Origin of the sequence: Pseudofrankia inefficax, from assembly GCF_000166135.1 — a bacterium.
GTDB classification, from domain to species: Bacteria; Actinomycetota; Actinomycetes; order Frankiales; family Frankiaceae; genus Pseudofrankia; species Pseudofrankia inefficax.
Map to the genome: position 1 here is coordinate 7,195,264 of NC_014666.1, position 18,637 is coordinate 7,213,900.

Annotated in this window: 16 protein-coding genes; 6 read left to right on the top strand and 10 right to left on the bottom strand. The window is 71.6% G+C overall.

All coding sequences use genetic code 11. The annotated features are described in order from the left end of the window. Positions 1–285 precede the first annotated feature (285 nt). The gene (locus FRAEUI1C_RS29035; RefSeq protein WP_013426948.1) at positions 286–2,070 is read right to left on the bottom strand and encodes a polysaccharide deacetylase family protein; all 1,785 of its coding nucleotides are present in this window, start codon (positions 2,068–2,070) and stop codon (positions 286–288) included. Between the two features lie 896 nt (positions 2,071–2,966). Between FRAEUI1C_RS29035 and FRAEUI1C_RS29045 the strand changes: the two genes are divergently transcribed. Continuing rightward, complete coding sequence (locus FRAEUI1C_RS29045) at positions 2,967–7,226, top strand: nSTAND1 domain-containing NTPase (RefSeq protein ID WP_232425165.1); 4,260 nt, start codon at positions 2,967–2,969, stop codon at positions 7,224–7,226. A 26-nt stretch (positions 7,227–7,252) separates the two neighbouring features. Here the strand turns inward: FRAEUI1C_RS29045 and FRAEUI1C_RS29050 are convergent, their stop codons facing one another. Then, the gene (locus FRAEUI1C_RS29050) at positions 7,253–7,924 is read right to left on the bottom strand and encodes an NUDIX domain-containing protein (RefSeq protein ID WP_013426951.1); all 672 of its coding nucleotides are present in this window, start codon (positions 7,922–7,924) and stop codon (positions 7,253–7,255) included. Between the two features lie 181 nt (positions 7,925–8,105). Between FRAEUI1C_RS29050 and FRAEUI1C_RS29055 the strand changes: the two genes are divergently transcribed. Further along, positions 8,106–8,786 carry an NUDIX domain-containing protein gene (locus FRAEUI1C_RS29055; protein WP_013426952.1) on the top strand — a complete coding sequence of 227 codons (681 nt, stop codon included), beginning with the start codon at positions 8,106–8,108 and terminating at the stop codon, positions 8,784–8,786. A gap of 136 nt (positions 8,787–8,922) precedes the next feature. On the opposite strand, the gene FRAEUI1C_RS29060 is transcribed toward FRAEUI1C_RS29055, so the two are convergent. The 8 genes from FRAEUI1C_RS29060 to FRAEUI1C_RS29090 form a co-directional block, all read right to left on the bottom strand. Then, positions 8,923–9,870, bottom strand: coding sequence for a PLP-dependent cysteine synthase family protein (locus FRAEUI1C_RS29060; RefSeq protein WP_013426953.1), 948 nt, complete (start codon positions 9,868–9,870; stop codon positions 8,923–8,925). A gap of 35 nt (positions 9,871–9,905) precedes the next feature. Further along, complete coding sequence (locus FRAEUI1C_RS29065; RefSeq protein WP_013426954.1) at positions 9,906–10,187, bottom strand: MoaD/ThiS family protein; 282 nt, start codon at positions 10,185–10,187, stop codon at positions 9,906–9,908. Positions 10,188–10,511: 324 nt separating this feature from the next. Continuing rightward, positions 10,512–10,634, bottom strand: coding sequence for a hypothetical protein (locus FRAEUI1C_RS41715; RefSeq protein ID WP_269724371.1), 123 nt, complete (start codon positions 10,632–10,634; stop codon positions 10,512–10,514). A gap of 134 nt (positions 10,635–10,768) precedes the next feature. Next, the gene (locus FRAEUI1C_RS29070) at positions 10,769–11,173 is read right to left on the bottom strand and encodes a M67 family metallopeptidase (RefSeq protein WP_041261682.1); all 405 of its coding nucleotides are present in this window, start codon (positions 11,171–11,173) and stop codon (positions 10,769–10,771) included. 36 nt (positions 11,174–11,209) lie between these two features. Further along, on the bottom strand, positions 11,210–11,797 hold the full coding sequence (locus FRAEUI1C_RS29075) for a DUF2017 domain-containing protein (RefSeq protein ID WP_013426956.1): 588 nt from the start codon (positions 11,795–11,797) through the stop codon (positions 11,210–11,212). Positions 11,798–11,805: 8 nt separating this feature from the next. Next, positions 11,806–12,096: an ATP-dependent Clp protease adapter ClpS gene (gene clpS / locus FRAEUI1C_RS29080; protein ID WP_013426957.1), complete on the bottom strand. Its 291-nt coding sequence runs from the start codon at positions 12,094–12,096 to the stop codon at positions 11,806–11,808. Positions 12,097–12,204: 108 nt separating this feature from the next. Continuing rightward, positions 12,205–12,903, bottom strand: a complete 699-nt coding sequence (locus FRAEUI1C_RS29085) for an NUDIX hydrolase (protein WP_013426958.1) — start codon at positions 12,901–12,903, stop codon at positions 12,205–12,207. Positions 12,904–12,926: 23 nt separating this feature from the next. After that, positions 12,927–14,330 carry a nicotinate phosphoribosyltransferase gene (locus FRAEUI1C_RS29090; protein ID WP_157735076.1) on the bottom strand — a complete coding sequence of 468 codons (1,404 nt, stop codon included), beginning with the start codon at positions 14,328–14,330 and terminating at the stop codon, positions 12,927–12,929. 568 nt (positions 14,331–14,898) lie between these two features. On the opposite strand from FRAEUI1C_RS29090, the gene FRAEUI1C_RS29095 reads away from it, so the two are divergent. The 4 genes from FRAEUI1C_RS29095 to FRAEUI1C_RS29110 all read left to right on the top strand — a co-directional run bounded on the left by FRAEUI1C_RS29095 (position 14,899) and on the right by FRAEUI1C_RS29110 (position 18,634). After that, positions 14,899–15,093 (top strand): hypothetical protein, encoded by a 195-nt coding sequence (locus tag FRAEUI1C_RS29095; RefSeq protein WP_041261685.1) that lies wholly within the window; start codon positions 14,899–14,901, stop codon positions 15,091–15,093. A gap of 116 nt (positions 15,094–15,209) precedes the next feature. Beyond that, entirely contained in the window at positions 15,210–16,715 is a 1,506-nt protein-coding gene (locus FRAEUI1C_RS29100; RefSeq protein WP_013426961.1) for a helix-turn-helix domain-containing protein, read from the top strand. 22 nt (positions 16,716–16,737) lie between these two features. Next, a complete protein-coding gene (locus FRAEUI1C_RS29105) occupies positions 16,738–17,757 on the top strand; it encodes an NAD-dependent epimerase/dehydratase family protein (protein ID WP_013426962.1) in 1,020 nt (339 codons plus the stop codon). 280 nt (positions 17,758–18,037) lie between these two features. After that, positions 18,038–18,634, top strand: a complete 597-nt coding sequence (locus tag FRAEUI1C_RS29110; protein ID WP_013426963.1) for a hypothetical protein — start codon at positions 18,038–18,040, stop codon at positions 18,632–18,634. Positions 18,635–18,637 lie beyond the last annotated feature (3 nt).

Sequence of the window (18,637 nt, forward strand, 5' to 3'; positions counted from 1 at the left end):
AATGGTGGCTGAGCGGGCCGGTGAGGTGTCGCCGGACGGGATGCGGCGGCTGTCGCGGCGGGCGGACTCGGACGGTGACGGGTCCCGCCGTTCGCGCCGTTCGCACGCACTTGGTTCAGGCAGGCGCGGTCGTAGGCCGGAGGTCATGCGCGATCGGCCGGGATGAGCGCGTGAGGTGACGCGGAGGCGGCGGCACACGAAAGTCTCCGGCAGGACCGCTCCGGTCGACCGTGCCCCTCACGACATGGTGGGACCGGGGCGGTCTTCTGGCGGGACCGCGGAGCGTCAGGCGGGCTCCACGATCATCCAGGCGATCGTCGACGCGTCGGACGACGAAGCCGATGTGATCGTGAAGCTCGTTCCCGCTGTTCTCGCGGAGACAGCCATCGCCTGGGGCGTGCCGACCCCGGACAGGTTCTGTGGCGTCAGGTAGATCCTGCTGTTCGCGGTGACGGCACTCGTGGAGACCGTGGCCGAACCGCTGGACAACGTGGCGGCACCGAGGCAGGCGTTGGTCCCTTCCTTGACCAGGAGCCCGTTTCCGGCGTTACCTACGATCAGATCGCCAGCCGTCTGGAAGGTCACATTGGCGGCGAGGTTTCCGCTCCCGTCCCGCTGGAGTGTCACGTCCTCGGCCGCGCCGAAATCAAGGCCGTCCTTGGCGGCGCCCAATCGCAGACGTTCGGTGCCGTCCTCGCTTCGGATCCTGGTCGCGAATCCCTTGATGTTCACGTAGGACCCGCCGCTGCCCGAGTCGACGGTCATCTCGCCACCGGCGCCGCCAGTACCGTTGTTGATCCACTGGTTCGCGCTGATGGACCCTTCCACCGTCGATTCAAGGCGCGCGAAGTACACCACCTGCGACGCGGTCCCGTACAGGGCGAGCCCGTTGTACAGGCGCATTGCTCCCGCGGACGTGACGTCGCCGGACGCGGGCCGGCCGAGCGTGACCGTCACATTCGCCCCGCTGGCCGTCGCGGCAGCCGACATGGTGGCCTGAGTGGGCGACACGACAGCCGCGATCGTCGTGGCGCCCGGGATGCCGGTACCGCTGATGGAGAGACCCACGTCGTCGGCCCGGAACCCCGCGCTCCCCGACGAGACGGTCGTCGAGGCGTTGGTCGTCGTGAAGTCGGCGAACACCTGGCGGCGCCCCACAGAGAGTGCGGCAAGCGCCAGGAGGTCCTTTCTGAATTCAAATGGCGTTCCACTCGACGCGTCCACGTACGGCGCGTTCGTCGACTCGTCCAGGCCCAGCAGGTAGTAGCCGCCGATGCTGTCGTCGCGGTCGACGATCACCTCGTTGGTGTGGACGGTCGGATTGAACGCGTTGCCCTGGGCATCGATCATCGCACGCGTCGACAGCCATTTGGTCCGCTGGCTCATCGCCCGGTAGAACGTCCCCTGATCACATCCCGCGCTACTCGCGTAGGAGATCAGGTTGGACACCTTGGTCAGCTGCGTCGAGTCAATGGAGCCGTGGTGGAAGAGGACGACGATGCTGCGGTTCGCCACAGCCTCGTCGATGTACCCCTTGATATCCGACTCGGACGGAGCAAGGATGTCTATCCCTGGGACGTTGAACGGATCCGGTGCGTTTTGGCTGACGACGCCCCGGCTGCACCGGAAGTACTCGTGCCGACGGCTGACTATTTCCTTTACCCGGTCGTTCGCAGACCCACCCGGATAGGAGCCCGTCTTGACCGAGAAGCCGAATTTCGTTTGAATCTCGCCGATCGCGGCACCAAGCAGGAGGTCGAGCGCCGCCGAGCCATAGGTCGTGTAGTAGCTCGTAAGATCTTCATGGTTCTTGCCATGGGTGGCGACCTCGTGGCCGGCGGCGACGATGGCTTCGACCTGGGACGTCGTGATGTAGGCGTCCCCGTATACAGGGGATGTCCCGGCCTGGTCCACCCAGTCGACCGACAGGAAGAAGGTTCCCATGATCCCACTGGAGGCGAGCAGGGAGAAGTATCCCGCCTGGGTGTCGTAGCCATCGTCGCCAGCCCAGACCACGAATGGACCAGGCACATCAGGCGTCAGGCTGACTGGACCGACGTCAAACTGCATGTGATTCCCCCAAAGAAACGCGCCATTGTATGCGCTTTTCGTTAAAATGGACATATGTCGCCATGACCAACAGCGATGTCCCCCCGTCCCGGGTTTTCCCGGATGCCCGCGGTTGGCCTGGATGCCCTCGGTCGGCAAGGGGAGGATGGCCCGGCGGTGAAGCCGACACGGCGGGGCGCGGGCGCGGTGGACATAGCGGTAGCGGGTGTCCCAGGCACCAGGCGGCGGCGAGGCCGCGGCCGGCGTCGAAGGGGAGTTCGGAGCGGCCGGCCACGTGGGGATGCCGTGTCTGCGGGACGTGGTCAGGTCGTGGACCGGGCCGGGCATCCCTCCGGCGCTCAAGATCATCCGATGAGGCCCCTAGCGTCCGCGGGCATGGCGGCGGTCAGGGCGGGGCCGAGGCGCTGGCCGTGGGTGGGTGTACCCGGCGCCGCACGCATGATGGGGCCCGTGTCTCCGCCCGTCGTTCTGGCCTCGGGACGGGCGGGCAGAGGCACCCCGATCCTGGGCGCGAAGTACCAGCCCATAACCAAGGGCAACATCAGGTTCCACTGAGGCCGCGGGGCTCGGCGTCCAGGCCTGGCAGGTACGGCCAGAACACCACTACCTCCTGGCCGCCGAGCCGCGCGGACCACGAGGCGCGTCCTGTTGGTGATCTCTGGCGTGCGCCTGTCCGGATCAGGACGGGATGGCCGCCGTCGCGACAACCCTCTCGAGGAGGCCCATGCGCTGGAAGGAATCGGCCGAGGTGCCGACCTCGGAGCCCAGACGCGGGTCTCCGCCCCGCCACGCCGTTCCGGCCAATCGCGGAGAAACGCACCGTGTGATGACTCGGGTCATCCCCGCCACGTGGAGGTGACTTTCGGTGACAGATCAGTATGTGGCATCCTGTCACCGTGCGGACGGGGGCGGAGGCACGGGCCGGCGGCCAGCCCGGTGATGATGGCGCGGACTTCTTCGTGTCGTACGCCCACGGCGACGAGGCGTGGGCGGAGTGGATCTCCTGGCAGCTGGAGGAAGCCGGCTACCGGGTCGTCGTGCAGGCCTGGGACTTCCTGGCGGGCACGCATTTCGTGCACGAGATGCACCGGGCCGCGATGTCGGCCGCTCGGACGCTGGCGGTGGTTTCGGCCGCCTATCTGACCTCGGCGTTCAGCGAGGCGCAGTGGCAGGCAGCCTGGATGTTCGACCCGTCGGGACGTGAGCGCAGGCTGGTGCCGGTCCGGGTGGAGGACTGTCCGCTGCCGGGACTGCTCGGACAGCTCGTCAGCGTCGACGTGTTCGGACGCAGCCGGCAGACGGCCCGGGAACAGCTACTCGCGGCGGTAGCGAGCGAGCGGGCCAAACCCGATCAGCCCCCGAGGTTCCCCGGCCAGCAGGCCGCCGCCGGCGCGCCGGGGTCGCCGCGCTTTCCCGGGCCGGCGGAGGCCGGGGACGGGTTCTGGCGAGGCCGGTCCCCGTTCCCTGGTCTGGAGGCGTTCGACGCGAGCCGGGCCGCGGTGTTCAAGGCCCGCGACGAGGACACCCGGCTTCTGGCCGCCCGGCTGCGCGCACCGGCAGGGGACGCGGCCGGGCTGCTGACGGTGGTGGGTCCGTCTGGCTGCGGCAAGTCCTCGTTGGTCGCCGCCGGCCTCGCCCCGGCCCTGGGCAAGGACAGCGACTGGCTGGTGCTCCGCCCCATCACGCCGAGCGGCGATCCGCTGGTCGCGCTCGCGGGTGCGCTGGCGTCCGCGGGAAGGCACCTCGGTCTCGGCTGGGACGCGCCCCGGCTGGCGGACCGCCTCGCCAGACCCGAGACCGCGGCGCAGCTCGTCGACGAGTTGCTGGCCGCGGCCGAACCGACGGCACGACGACTACTGCTGATCATCGACCAGGCCGAGGAACTGCTGGCCCGCGGCAGCCCGGCCAGCCAGGTGCGGTTCCTGGTCCTGCTCGCCGCGCTGACCCGCGGACCGGTGCGGGCGGTCGCCACGCTGCGCTCCGAGTACCTTGACCAGCTGATCGAACTGGCGGCCCGCGCGGGTCTGCCGGTGCGCGCCGAGGCGCTCAATCCGCTGCCCCGCGAGCTCCTGCACCTGGTCATCGTGGAGCCGGTGCGCCTGGCCGGCCTGACGATCGAGGACGAGCTCGTCGCCCGCATGGTCGCGGACACCGGCGACGGGCAGGCGCTGCCGTTGCTCGCGTACACCCTGCAACGGCTGCACGCCGCCGCCGGCGAGGCTGGTACCGCCGTGCTGTCCGCTGCCCTGTACGCCCACACCGGCGGCGTCCGCGGCGCGCTCATCGACCACGCCGACGCGGCGCTCGCCGAGGCCGTCACGACGTTCGGGTGTACCGACGGCCAGGTGCTGGCCGGCCTGCTCCGGCTCGTCACCGTCGATGGCGAGGGTCGTCCCGTCAGTCGCCGCGTTCCTCTCGACCAGCTCCCCGATGGGGTTCGCGGCGTGCTCACCCCGTTCGTCGCCCACCGGCTCCTGAGCGTCGGCCGAGACCCGGCCGGCGGGCCGGTCACCGTCGAGCTGACCCATGAGCGGCTGCTGACCGCGTGGCCGCCGCTCGCCACCGCGACCCGCGACCGGTCGGCGGCGCTCGTCGAAACCAGGCGCGTCGAGCAGGCCGCCGCGGAATGGGACCACCACGACCAGGACGACGGCTACCTGTGGCCGGGTACCCGCGTCGACACGGCGCTGAGCCTCCTGGACGTGGCCGACGACACGCCGAAAACCGGCGGCACGCGGGGAGCCGGCATCGCTGCCGGGGACGATCGAACCAACGGCCTCCTGACCGCGCTCGATGCTCGTAGCCGGCGGTTCCTCACCGTCTCCGCCGACCGGGCCCACCAGCGTGCGCGACGCGAGCGGCGGCAACGGCGCACCATCCGCGGCACGGCGGCGCTCCTCGCCCTGATCGTGCTCGTCGTGCCGACGGTCCTGTTCCTCAACCAGCGGGGCGCGGCCGACCGGGCTCGCCGCCAGACGGCAGTCCTCGACCTGCTCTCGCGCGCCGACGCCGCCAGGGGAGCGGACCCGGCGCAGGCGGCGCGGTTCGCGCTCGCCGCCCGATCCGTCGCCCCCGACGGCGCCGGACGCACCCGCGCCGAAGCGACCCTCCTGAGCCTGCTGACCGCGCCGCATCCGGTCGGCGGTCTGCTGACCGGCTACACGGACCCCGACACGGTGATCACGTCCGGGTCGTCGGTGGCATCGGTGGCGTACTCCCCCGACGGGCTCACGCTGGCCAGCGGCTCCGACGCCGGCCTCCGCCTGTGGAACGTGACCAACCCTCGCGCACCCGCCCCGCTCGGCAAGCCACTGAGCGGCGACGCGGTGACGGCGGTGGCCTTCTCCCGCGTCGGCCACATCCTCGCCGGCGGCTCCGAGAACGGCATCCAGCTCTGGGACCTGACCAACTCCAGCGCGCCAGCCCCGCTCGGCAGGCGACTATCCAGCAGCGGCGCGGTGACGTCAGTGGCGTTCTCCCCCGACGGACACGTCCTGGCCAGCGGCTCCGACGGCGGCCTCCGGCTCTGGAACCTGACCAATCCCAGCGCACCAGCCCCACTCGGCAGGCCACTGAGCAGCGACGCGGTGACGGCGGTGGCGTTCTCCACCGACGGACACACCGTCGCCAGCGGCTCCGATGACGGCACGATCCGCCTCTGGAGCCTGACCAACCCCGGCGCACCGAAACCGCTCGATGAGCCACTGATCAACAGCAGCGCGGTGACGGCGGTGGCGTTCTCCCTCGACGGACACACCCTGGCGAGCGGCTCAGTCGACCACACGATCCAGCTGTGGAACCTGACCAACCACAGTGCGCCAATCTCGCTCGGCGGCCCACCGATCCCCGTCGGCAACCCGGTGTGGTCGGTGGCGTTCGCTTCCGACGGGCACACCCTGGCCAGCGGTTCCCGGGACGGCGTCCAGCTGTGGAACCTGACCAACCCCACCGCGCCAGCCCCACTCGGCAGCCCGCTGATCAACGTCGACGCGACGACGGCGGCGGCGTCGGTGGCGTTCTCCCCCGATGGTCACACCCTGGCCAGCGGCTCCGACGTCGACACGATCCAGCTGTGGGACCTGGCGAAGGCCAGCGCGCCGGCCCCACTCGGCAAGCCGCTGACCAGCGGCACCGGAGTGGCGTCGGTGGCCTTCGCACCCGACAGCCACGCCCTCGCCAGCGGCTCAGACGACAACAAGATCCAACTGTGGAACCTGGCCGACTCCAGCGCAACGGCGCCAGTCGGCGAGACGCTGACCGACGTCTACAACGCCGTGGTGTCGGTGGCGTTCTCCCGTGACGGGCACACCCTGGCCAGCGGCTCCGAGGGCGGCCTTCGGCTGTGGGACCTGACCAACCCGACCGCGCCAGCCCCACTCGGCGACCCGTTGACCAGCGACGATGTGACGTCAGTGGCTTTCTCCCGCGACGGGCACACTCTGGCCGGCGGTTTCAACGACGGCACGGTTCGGCTGTGGAACCTGACCAACCCCAGCGCGCCAACCCCACTCGGCAAGCCGCTCCCCGGCAGCGACGACACGGTGACGTCGGTGGCGTTCTCCGCGGACGGGCACACCCTGGTCAGCGGCTCAGACGCCGGCACGATCCGGCGCTGGAACCTGACCAACCCCAACGCGCCAACCCCACTCGGCAAGCCACTGACCAGCACCGACCCGGTGACGTCCGTGGCGTTCTCCCCCGACGGGCACACCCTGGCCAGCGGCACCGAAACCGGGACGATCCGGCTGTGGAACCTGACCAACCCGACCGCGCCAGCCCCACTCGGCAACCCGTTGACCGGCACCGACTGGGTGACGTCGGTGGCGTTCTCCCCCGACGGAGACACCCTCGCCAGCGGCTCCCGCGACCACACGATCCAGCTGTGGAACCTGACCAACCCCACCGCGCCAGCCCCACTCGGCAACCCGTTGACCGGCCACACCCGCGAGGTGATGGCGGTGGCGTTCTCCGCCGACGGACACACCCTCGCCAGCGGCTCCAAGGACCACACCATCCGGCTCTGGGACCTCAGGCCGCTGGCCAACCTACGTTCCAGCGTCGCGGCCGAGACCTGTGCCTGGGCCGGCGAACTGCCGAAGGCCGAGTGGAACAGTCTGATGCCAGGAATCTCCTTCCGCGCGGCCTGTAACTCCTGAAACAGCAGCCAGAGCCGCGAACGCGGTCACCGGGTCCGGGCGGTGAGCGGGGCCGGCCAGGGGAGGTCGGCCGGACGCAGGGGCTTCCAGCCGAGGGCCCGGGCGCTTGCCGCTGCGAGCAGGCCGGCGACCGTGGCGGAGTTCTGGATCTCGCCGGCGTGTACCCGCGCGACGGCCTCGTCAAGGCTCAGCCACTCGGTGCGGAAGTCGGCCTCCTCGAACTCGCCGGCCTGGCCGAGTTCGTAACGCTCGTCGTCCGGGACGACCGTCAGGTCGCGGGCGAGGTAGACGCGGGCCAGCTGGTTGACCGCCCCCGGCGATACGCGCATGTCCGCGAGGATGTGCCAGGTGGCGGCCCGGAGCGCGGCCTCTTCGTACAGCTCTCGCCTCGCCGCCTCGAAGGGCGTCTCTCCCGGCTTGTCGGCCAGCCCGGCCGGTAGCTCGATCAGGTAGCCGCCGACGGGGTGACGGTACTGGGAGAGCAGGAAGACCCGGTCGGTGTCGTCAAGCGGCACGATCGTCACCGCCGCGGGCCGATCGAGGACCGCACGCTCGGCGACCTGGCCGCCGGGCATCCGGACGTCGTCGACCCGCAGGGACATCACCTTGTCCGCGTAGACCGGCCGCGACGCGACCGTCTCGTAGCCCGCGCTCATCGGGTCCAGATCCTCCTCGGAGTGGGTGCCGTGCGGCTTCATGCTCTCAACAGGCCTCGACCGGCCGCCGGCCTCATCGACTGGCCTGGTGCCGAAGCGGCCTGTGACGGCAGGCTGGGGCGGGTCGGTCATGCTTCTGGCCTGGGGGTTCACGCGTGTACCTGATGGGCCGTCGGCTGGGCTGCCCTGGCCACGCGGGCGGGGATGACGAGAGGCGAGCGGCATGGGCGACGGCTACGAGACGGTGGACTCGCGGTTGGTACACGAGAACCACATCATGTCGATCCGGGTCGAGCAGGTCCGGATGCCCGGAGGTCAGATCGCCGAGCGCGACGTCATCGACCGGATGGGCGCCGTGGTGATCGTCGCCCTCGATGGCGACGGACGGGTCTTCCTGCTCTCGCAGTACCGGCATCCGGTGGGTGGGTTCGTCGTCGAGCTTCCCGCCGGGTTGCTCGACAAGCCGGACGAGACGCCTTTCGAGGCGGCCCGGCGCGAGCTCTACGAGGAGGCGGGCCTGCGCGCTTCGACCTGGCACACGCTGCTGGACCTGCGACTGACCCCGGCGGCCATGAACCACCGGGTGCGCGTCTATCTGGCCCGCGACCTGACTGTCGTCCCGGACGACGAGCGTTACGAGCTGGGCCAGGGTGGGGAGTTCGAGGAGGCGGACTTCCGCTCCGAGTGGGTCGACCTCGGCGAAGCCGTCGGCCGGGCACTCGCCGGCGAGCTCCAGAACGACGCCGCCGTCGCCGGCCTGCTCGCGACCGCCGCCGCCGCCGCTCAGACCGACGACTGGCATTCGCTGCGGCCCGCCGACCTCCCCTGGCCACCCCGCCTCGTCACCGGCCAGGCACCTCGAGTACCTAGCGCCGGGTCCGCCGAGGTCGGCCCGCCAGCTTGATCGTCGTTTCGGCCCTCGCCTGGTCACAAAACCGCCGCGATTACGACCACGCGAGGGCCAAAACAGCGATCTTGCCGGTCTCAGGACGCGGCCGACCTCGGCGGGCCGGCCTCGCGGACCCGGGGGCAGGGCGGACCTAGGCCCAGAGCTGGCCTTCGAGCGCGGCTTCGGCTTCCTCCAGGGTGCCGGCGTAGGCGCCGGTGGAGAGGTACTTCCAGCCGCCATCGCAGACGATGAAGGCGATGTCGGCGCGCTTGCCGTCCTTCACGGCCTTCTCGGCCTGGGCGAGCGCGGCGTGCAGGATCGCCCCCGTGGAGATGCCGGCGAAGATGCCCTCCTGCTCGACCAGCTCGCGGGTGCGCCGCAGCGCCTCCCGTGGCCCGACCGAGTACCGGGACGTCAGCACCGACGGGTCATACAGTTCGGGCACGAAACCCTCGTCGATGTTGCGCAGCCCGTAGACCAGCTCGCCGTAGCGCGGCTCGGCGGCGATGACCGTGATCCCGGGGACCTGCTCCTTGAGGTAACGGCCGGTCCCCATCAGCGTGCCGGTGGTGCCGAGGCCGGCGACGAAGTGGGTGATGGTCGGCAGGTCCTCGAGGATCTCCGGGCCGGTCGTCTCGTAGTGCGCCTGGGCGTTGGCCGGGTTGCCGTACTGGTAGAGCATGACCCAGTCGGGGTGTTCGGCGGACAGCCGCTTGGCGACGGCGACCGCCTCGTTCGAGCCGCCGGCCGCCGGCGAGTAGATGATCTCCGCACCCCACATCGCCAGCAGCTGCCGGCGCTCGACCGAGGTGTTCTCCGGCATCACACAGATCAGGCGGTAGCCGCGCTGGCTGCAGACCATCGCCAGCGAGATCCCGGTGTTACCGGAGGTCGGCTCCAGCACGGTCGCGCCCGGGCTCAGCACGCCGCGCTTCTCGGCGTCCTGGACCATCCACAGCGCGGCCCGGTCCTTGATCGAACCGGTCGGGTTGTCCTGCTCCAGCTTGGCCCACAACCGCACGTCGGCGGACGGCGACAATCTCGGCAGGCCGACCAGCGGGGTTCGTCCTACCGAGTCCACCAGGGATTCAAAACGCATGCTCCGCTACCGATCCGTGTGTCGCCGGTCGACGATCAGCCGCCAGCGACGGCGGGCAAAATGGTGACACTGTCGCCATCGGACAGCTTCGCGTCCAGGCCGCCGAGGAAGCGGACGTCCTCGTCGTTGATGTAGACGTTGACGAAGCGGTGCAGCTCGCCGGCGCCGTCACCGGAGATGAGCCGGCCGCGCAGCCCGGGGTGGCGGGTGTCGAGGTCCGTGAACAGCGCGGCCAGGGTGTCCCCCGAGCCGTCGACGACCTTCGAGTTGCCGGTGTAGCTGCGCAGGATGGTCGGCACGCGGACCTGGACTGCCATGGTGCTCCTCTTCTCAGGGGCCGCGGCCCGGCCGGGCTACGGCATCCCGGCCGGGCGGCCAGGCGCGGAACGATAAAGCTAACGAATGTGGCGCCGCTCGGGGCGCTGTGGCCGGACCCGGATGGCCTGACCACGCGGCGTCGTGCGGTCAGAGCAAACGCCGCGAGCGCCCTCCAGTGTTCCAGGCTTGGCCGCCGTTCGGCGCCCGTCGAGATCTGGCCGTCGGGCGAGACCGGCGCGCGGGCCTGAGCGCAGCGGGCCAGGCGATGGCAGCGGGCGCTCAGACGGCGGCTGGGCGGCGCGGCGCGGGCCGGGCGGCGAGCGTCAGCGCGTGCCAGGACAGCGGGCGCTGTTCACCCGCAGCAGGTCGACATGCAGTCGCGCCACGAGGAACAGCTCCGGAACGCCCACGGCCACGGCGGTGCGCGGGTGGCGGGGCGCAGTCATGACGCCATCGTTGCACATGTGTGACGCTTCGCGGGGTCCCACGACTGTGACCCTGGCGGACCCGGGACCCGGTGGAACCCCGGAACCCGGTGGAACCCCGGGCCCCGGGCACAACCCCGGCCACACCCGGCCGCTCAGCCGATCTCGACCGGCTCCTCGGTGATGACGCCGTCGACGATCCGGAACGAGCGGAACTCGGTGGTCTCCGGCTCCCGGGTGGACGCCAGCACGTAGTGCGCGCCGGGCTCGGACGCGAACGAGACGTCGGTCCGGGACGGGTAGGCCTCGGTGGCGGTGTGCGAGTGGTAAATGACGACGGGCTCCTCGTCCTTGTCGTCCATCTCCCGCCACACCTTGAGCTGCTCCATCGAGTCGAACCGGTAGAAGGTCGGGGAGCGCTCGGCGTTCTCCATCGGGATGAACCGCTCCGGGCGGTCCGAGCCGAACGGTCCGGCGATCACACCGCACGCCTCATCCGGGTGGTCCCGCCGGGCATGATCGATGATGGCCTCGTAGAGGGCGCGGTCGATGCGCAACACGTCGACCACGGTACGACGGATCTGCCCCGCGTTGGTTCAGTCGAGGGTGCGGATCAGGTTGTCCACCAGGATGGTCAGCAGCTCGTACATCTCGATGACCGGCAGCCGCCTGTCATCGGGGGGAAGCTCACCGAGCTCGTCGAGATAGTTGTCATCGGTGATCCCCAGCCGGGTCCCGAACACCAGCCGCAGGTCGTTCAGCGTGGTCAGCCAGTCCTGCGCCACCTCGTCGTCGAGGAGCAGCACCTCACCGGGGCCCGGCACGGTCGCGAGCACCCGGCGGGCCGCCGCGCGCTTGTGTGCCAGCGCGTCGTCGGTACGACGGCGGCGGAAGTCACCCGACGCCATCGGGTCCTCCGGGTACGGGTCGGGCAGCAGCCGGGCCAGGGCCGGGTCCTCCGGCGGCGGCGGCGCGGTGTCGCGCAGGCCTACCAGCGCTTCCAGCGGGTCGTCGACCGGCGGCGGCTCCAGCATCCGGTCCATCTGCTTGACCAGCTCGATCAGCACCGAGCCCTCCCACTGGGGGAGACGGAGCTCGATGCCATGGCGCGTGCGCCGGAAGCTGTCCGGCAGCCGGCCGTACCCCTGCGCCACGTCCCCGTCCTCGTCCAGCGGTGTGCTCATTCGGGCCCTCAGTCCTGGCGGACGGTGGCCCAGAGGCCGTAGGTATGCAGGCGGGCGGCGTCGCGTTCCATCTCGTCGCGGGTCCCGTTGCTGACGGATGCTCGGCCCTTCTCGTGGACGTCGAGCATCAGCTTGCGCGCGGTAGGTCGGTCGTAGCCGAACAGCTTCTGAAAGACGTAGGTCACATAGGACATCAGGTTGATCGGGTCGTTCCAGACGATCGTGACCCAGGGTCGGTCGTCACTGAGCGCCTCTTCGATCTCCTCGACGTCCGCGGGTGAGACGGCGGTGGCGGTCACGGCATCTATTGTTACGCACCCCGCCCCTCTCTACCCGTCGGCTGGTGAACCTCCGACACGGTCCGTCGCGGGCACGCACCTCTCGGACACCGAGTCCCCAGCGGTCCGTCAGACGGAACGGCGCAGCAGCGGGGGGTACAGCGCGGTCGCCGAACCCCGCCGGTAGAGCTGGGCCGGCCGGCCGCCACCGCGCGGCGAGCTGACGGCGCCGACCGGGAGGACGAAGTCCGGCGTGCTCAGCACCTTGCGGCGGAAGTTCGGCGGGTCGAGGCTCACGCCCCAGGCCGCCTCGTAGACCCGGCGCAGGTCGGCCAGGGTGAACGGCTCCTCGCAGAAGGCCGCCGCCATCGGGGTGTACTCCAGCTTGCCGCGGGCGCGCTCGACCCCGTCGGCGACGATGCGCGGATGGTCGAACGCGAGGGTCGGCCCGTCGGGCGAACCGAGGTCCTCGACCGGCCACCAGCGGGCCTGCTGCCCCCGGCGGCCCGGCTCCGGCTGCGGCAGGTTCGGCAGCAGGGCCAGGTAGGCGACGCTGACGACCCGGGTGCGCGGATCGCGCCCGGGGGCTCCGTAGCTGTACAGCTGCTCCAGGTGGCCGGCCGTCGTCACGCCGGTTTCCTCGGCGAGCTGGCGGCGGGCCGAGTCGTCCAGGTCCTCGTCGGCGCCGACGAAGCCCCCGGGCAGCGCCCAGTAGTGCGCGAACGGCTCCTCGTCGCGCTGGATGACCAGGACGCACAGCCGTCCCGCTCGCAGGGTGAGCAGGACCACGTCGACGGTGACGCTGATCGCCGGGGGCTCTGGACTCACGGCGTTCAGCTTCTCGCACGGCGTCAGGGATGCGGCACCGAGGTGATGACCGGCAGGCAGGGGTGGCCGAAGGCGACGTCGCGGGCCCGGCGAGGCAGGTCGGCGAGGGCGGCCCGGTGGTGGTCGCGGGCCCGGCGCAGCCCGACCGGGCCCGTCACCGTCGGGTCGACGACCGCCCCGTCGCGCACCAGCTCGACCAGCAGCGGCCGGTCGCGGCCGGGGCCCGCGAGGCTCCCGCCCACCGGCTGCGCCTGCTCGGCCGGCCCATCCAGGGCCGACGGGGCAAGCCCGCCCTCGGTCTGGCTGTGGCCCCGTGACGCGGCGTCGCCGCCGGGACGCTCGCCGGCCGGCAGCACGAGGTCGACGACGGCGACCCCGCCGGCGTCGTGCCGGCGCAGCACGTCCTTGCGGCCGCCGCGGGTGGTCTTGCCGACGGACGTCTTCGCCACCGGCCGGCCGTCGATCTCGACAAGCTTGTAGACGAAGCCGGCGGTCGGCGCGCCCGAACCGGTGACGAGGCTGGTGCCGACGCCGTAGCCCGCGGCCGGGACGCCGGCGAGCCGGGCGATGCTGTGCTCGTCGAGGTCGCCGGTGACGATGATCCGGGTCTCGGTGGCGCCCAGCGCGTCGAGCTGGGCCCTGGCGGCCCGTACGCCCGCGGCCGGGTCACCGCTGTCGATCCGGATCGCGCCGAGGCCCGGCCCCGCCGCCGCGACGGCCGCCGCGATGCCCGCCTCGGTGTCGTACGTGTCGACCAGCAGCGTCGTGTCGACGCCCAGGGTGTCGACCTGGGCCTCGAAGGCTTCCTGTTCGGTCGGGTGCGCGAGCGTGAACGCGTGCGCGGCGGTGCCACTGCTCGGCACCCCCCAGCGCCGGGCGGCCTCCAGGTTGGAGGTGGCCGCGAAGCCGACCAGGTACGCCGCCCGGGCGGCGGCGACCGCGGCCTCCTCGTGGGTGCGCCGGGAGCCCATCTCGATCAGCGGCCTGCTCCCGGCGGCCTGCACCATCCGGGCGCCGGCCGCGGCGATGGCGCTGTCGTGGTTCAGCACCGACAGCGTGAGCGTCTCCAGCAGCACGCATTCGGCGAACGGGCCCTCGACCACGAGCACCGGAGTGCCGGGCAGAAAGGGCTCCCCCTCCGCGAAGCCGCGAATGGCGCCGGAGAAGCGGTAGGCGGCCAGCCAGTCGGCGGTGGCCGCGTCCACGACGCCGCTGCCGGTGAGCAGGCTGAGCTCCTCGGGCCCGAACCGGAAGTCCGCGAGCGCGGCGAGCAGCCGGCCGGTGCCGGCGACGACGCCGTAGCGGCGGCCGGCGGGAAGCGAGCGGGCGAACACCTCGAAGGTGGCTCGCCGGTGCGCCGCGCCGGACTTCAGCGCGGCGCGCAGCATGGTCAGCTCGTAATGATCAGTAAGAAGCGCCGTGGACATCCGCACCAGGTTAGGTACCCGCGGCCCGCCGCGCGCCACAAAAGTCCGAATTCGGGCGTGCCAGTGGCGCATGGCTCGGAAGGTTCTTGCGCGCCTGCTCGCCACGCGCCGGTCGGGGCGCCTGGACGCCCCGACCAATGCTGGATTGCGGCGGACGGGTATGACGGGTGTGGTCCTGGTCCAGGGTCGGGATCCCGGCTGAGTCTCGCGGGGTGGCCCGTCCGCGGTTGAGTCCCGCTGGGGCTATAACCAGCCCGAACCGGCCGAAAAGGTCATGACTGGGTGTCCTGCTCACGGGCCGGTGTCCAGCGGCCGAGGGCCGGGCGGGGCCTGGATCGAGTGGTCCCGTAGATGCGGCCAACCGAGCACACAGGTAGATCACGCCCGACACGGGCCGTGGGCATAGAAAGCCGGGCGGGATCGGGCAGGCTGGGACGTGCACGGTCCGACCGGGGCGTGGGCTGATGAACAGGTCACATCATTCGCCCAGCACCGAAGTGCCGCGAGCGCGAGGTGGCCGCCGCGAACCCGAGCAGGGGCACCCGTGGTGGCGTGCGATCGTGACTGTGTGCATGGCAACTATGCGGGGGTTTTTCTCGTCGTGGTCGGCGGGGCCCTGTTTGCCCTACTCGTCATGGGACGGAGGGCCGGCCGGAGCCTCGCGCGGGACGTCTGGGGCCGGATGAGGCTGCTGCGCTGGATCGGAGTGGCGATTGTGATCGTCGTCGCACTGACTCTCGCGGGCGTGATTCCGGGCAGGTAGACCGGGCAGTCCACAAAGATCTGCACGATTTATGCCAGTGAGTCCGCAGATGCACCACTAGCTAGGCTCACGTCCCGTAACCAACGTCCTGCCGCTACGACCCGAGAGGATCCCGGGTGACCGGTCAGACCTGGCTGTGGACACCGCCACCGCCGAGCCCTGTTCCTGTCGGTGTCGGGCAGCTCCTCCGTGCCTACCGGCAGGCGCACGGGCTCACGCAGCAGCAGCTCGCGGACCAGCTCGGGTTCGACCAGTCCTACGTGTCCAAGGTGGAGAGCGGCCGTCGGGCGATCCACGACATCTCCACGCTGCGCCACATCGCCCGCCACCTGGAGCTCGCGCCCGAGGACGTCGGCCTGGCCCCCGGCACGCTCGCCGAGCGGCGCCGCGAGCCCGGCCGGGACTCCCTGTCCGAGCAGGCCACGGCCAGCCAGCGGGGCTGGCGGGTCACCCGGGACACCCTCAACCGCAACCGGATCCGGTTGGCCAAGGCCGCGGCCGGGCTCTACCCGGAGGCCTACCGCCTCTGCCCCGGCCTGCTGACCAGGCCCGGCTGGATCTGGCCGCAGCCGCTGGACATCAGCGAGGTCGGCCTGCGCTGGGCCGACGAGGTCCCCGAGCCGGCCATCACCGGCGGTGAGCCCGAGACCGACGGCGCGCGCCCGCTGATCGCCGACGGTGGCCCGTACGTGCGCTACCAGCGCTACACCCGCGCGATGCGCGACCTGGACCGCCCGACGCTGTTCGAGAACCGGCTGAGCTTCCGCCTGGTCGACATCGCCCGCGACGACGCGAGCCCCGCGCTGACCGGCCAGCCGGCCGACGGCGGCCGGCCGCTGCTGTCCTTCGGCCACACCACCTACTTCGACGCCGTCGACGTCTGCGAGACGGTCGCGCACGAGACGGCCGCCGCGATGATGTCCAGCGGGCTGTCCTGGCCGGCGCTGCCGTTCCGCCGCCGGATCGGTGACCCGTTCGACCTGGCCGCCCGGCCGGTGCTGCCGTCGATCAACACGCTGACCATCCGGGTCGACCGCGGCGCGGCGAGCTTCCTGCTGCATCGGCGCAGCGCCGGCTCGGTCGCGACCGCCGGCGGGGTCTACCACGTCATACCGGCCGGGGTGTTCCAGCCGTCCGGCATCACCCCGGTCCACCATCGGGCCGACTTCGACCTGTGGCGCAACATCATGCGCGAGCTCTCCGAGGAGCTGCTCGGCAACACCGAACACGACGGGAACTCCTCGACCCCGATCGACTACGCGGCCGACGAGCCGTTCCGGGCGTTCGACGAGGCCCGCAGGGACGGCCGCATCCGGGTCTCCTGCTTCGGCGTGGGCATCGACGCGTTGACGCTGTTCAGCGAGATCCTGACGGTCGTGGTCATCGAGGCCGACACCTTCGACGGCATGTTCGCCGAGATGGTGCACAGCAACGCGGAGGGCTCCGTCGTCTCGGCCGGGCCCAACCGCGCGGTCGCCGAGGGCATCCCGTTCACCTACGCCACCCTGCGAAGGCTGATCGACGGCGAGCCGCTCGCGCCGGCGGCCGCCGCCTGCCTGGAGCTCGCCTGGCGGCACCGGGAACTACTACTGCCTGGGCTGCGGCTGCGAGCGGCGTCCTAGGTTGCCTCCCTACGGGGGCGGCATGCGGGTCCTGGTCACGGGAGCCGGCGGCTTCATCGGGGCTGTCCTCACCGACCTGCTGGCGGCCCGGGGCGACCAGGTCACCGCGCTCGTGCACGGCCGCGAGGGCGGCACGCACCCGGACCACCCGCCGGCGACGGCCGCCGGGCGGCCACCAGCTCGCCGGCTCGCGCCAGGCGTCGAGGTCGTCGCCGCGGACCTGCTCGACCCACGTTCCCTGCTGGCCGCCCGGCTCGACCGGGGCTTCGACGCCGTCTGCCACCTGGCCGCGCTGACCCGGGTCCGCCAGTCGGGCGCCGAGCCGCTGCGGTACTTCGAGACCAACGTGACGGGCACCGTCAACCTGCTGGCGGCGCTCGACCGCGCGGTGGCCGCCGGCGGGCCGGCGCCCGCCGTGGTGTTCGGCTCGACCGGCACCGTCTACGGCGACCCGGGCGGGGGGCCCATCCCCGAGAGCCGGCGGCCCGAGCCGAGCCACCCGTACGGCGCCTCGAAGCTCGCCGCCGAGCTGGCCATCACGCACCAGGCCGCGACCGGCCGGATCGGCGCCATCGTCCTGCGGTCGTTCAACGTGGCCGGCGGCGCGGCGGGGCACATCGACCGGGACGTGTCCCGGATCATCCCGGCCGCGCTGCGGGTCGCCGCCGGCGAGGCGGAGTCCTTCCGGATCAACGGCGACGGCGAGGCGCTGCGCGAGTACGTGCACGTCGCGGACGTCGCGGCGGCGTACGCGCTGGCCGTGGACGCGGCCCGTCCGGGCGATTTCCGGGTCTACAACGTCGGCGGCGCCGGCGTGACGGTCAACGAGGTGCTCGCCGCGGTCGAGCGGGTCACCCGCCGCCCGGTGCGCAGGGTGACCGGGCCGCCGGTGATCGAGCCGCGCACGCTCGTCGTCGACAGCAGCAAGCTCCGCAAGGAGCTCGGCTGGGAACCGCACCGCTCGACGATCGACCAGATCATCGCCGACGCCTGGGCCTGGTCACACGCGGCGGTCGCCGAGGGTCCTGCCGCATTGATGTGAGGACAGTCACAATCGGGAGCGTTACCGCGTCCTGGACCGTCCCGATTGGCTTCGCTCAGTCACTCTGACGTCGCCGCAGCTGACGAGCGTCGTCACGCCGATACTTCTCGGCGACCCCAAGGGCACACATCACCAGCTCCGCACACTAATCTGGCGTCTAACGGCTGGCGATCTCCTCCATGTACGCGCGTCTGGCGCGTCGTGGCGGGGGTCGCCTTGGCGGAAGTCAGCGGGGCGCGCCCGCCCGGCTTCCGGATGAACACGTTCCTGGGGGAACACAGTGGACGAACAGAGCGCTGGCGCGACCGGGTCGCGGTCCACCTCGCGGTTGGTGGTGGACGTCGTCCGGGCTCTTCGCGGCTGGGTGGTGATCGCCGCCGGCGGGGTGCTGCTGCTCAGCTGCTACCTGGGTGTCTCGGCGGAGAGCGACCCTGGCCTGCAGCTTCCCTACCTGGCGTCTGGTGGGTTGACCGGGCTTGCCCTGGTCCTCATCGGCTGCGCCCTGTTGATCGCCGACCGGATCGAGGCGACCCGCGGCGGCGGCGCCTCGGCCGCGCAGGCACGGCTGGCCGAGCAGGTCGACGACCTGCACGCGCTGGTGGTCGCCGCGGCGAACGCGACGCCAGGGGCACCCGCCGCGGCCGCTCCGGCCCCTGACATCCGAGCAACACCGGCTCAGGTCGCCGTCCCGGCGCCGGCGCCCGCACCGGCCGCGGCCGACGACGGCTCGGTCTACGCGGTGTCGGGCGGTCGCACGTTCCACCGGCCGGGCTGCGAGCTGCTCGCCGGCAAGTCGGCGCAGCGGGTCGAGCCGTCGCAGGTCTCCGCGCGTGGGCTGTCGCCCTGCTCGGTCTGCGCGCCTATCCTGGTCGCCTGACCC

Excerpts from the sequence above, each read along its gene's own strand:
- FRAEUI1C_RS29035 (WP_013426948.1), bottom strand. The coding sequence starts at position 2,070 with ATGCAGTTTGACGTCGGTCCAGTCAGCCTGACGCCTGATGTGCCTGGT.
- FRAEUI1C_RS29050 (WP_013426951.1), bottom strand. The coding sequence starts at position 7,924 with ATGAAGCCGCACGGCACCCACTCCGAGGAGGATCTGGACCCGATGAGC.
- FRAEUI1C_RS29055 (WP_013426952.1), top strand. The coding sequence starts at position 8,106 with ATGGGCGACGGCTACGAGACGGTGGACTCGCGGTTGGTACACGAGAAC.
- FRAEUI1C_RS29060 (WP_013426953.1), bottom strand. The coding sequence starts at position 9,870 with ATGCGTTTTGAATCCCTGGTGGACTCGGTAGGACGAACCCCGCTGGTC.
- FRAEUI1C_RS29065 (WP_013426954.1), bottom strand. The coding sequence starts at position 10,187 with ATGGCAGTCCAGGTCCGCGTGCCGACCATCCTGCGCAGCTACACCGGC.
- FRAEUI1C_RS41715 (WP_269724371.1), bottom strand. The coding sequence starts at position 10,634 with ATGACTGCGCCCCGCCACCCGCGCACCGCCGTGGCCGTGGGCGTTCCG.
- FRAEUI1C_RS29075 (WP_013426956.1), bottom strand. The coding sequence starts at position 11,797 with ATGAGCACACCGCTGGACGAGGACGGGGACGTGGCGCAGGGGTACGGC.
- FRAEUI1C_RS29090 (WP_157735076.1), bottom strand. The coding sequence starts at position 14,330 with ATGTCCACGGCGCTTCTTACTGATCATTACGAGCTGACCATGCTGCGC.
- FRAEUI1C_RS29105 (WP_013426962.1), top strand. The coding sequence starts at position 16,738 with ATGCGGGTCCTGGTCACGGGAGCCGGCGGCTTCATCGGGGCTGTCCTC.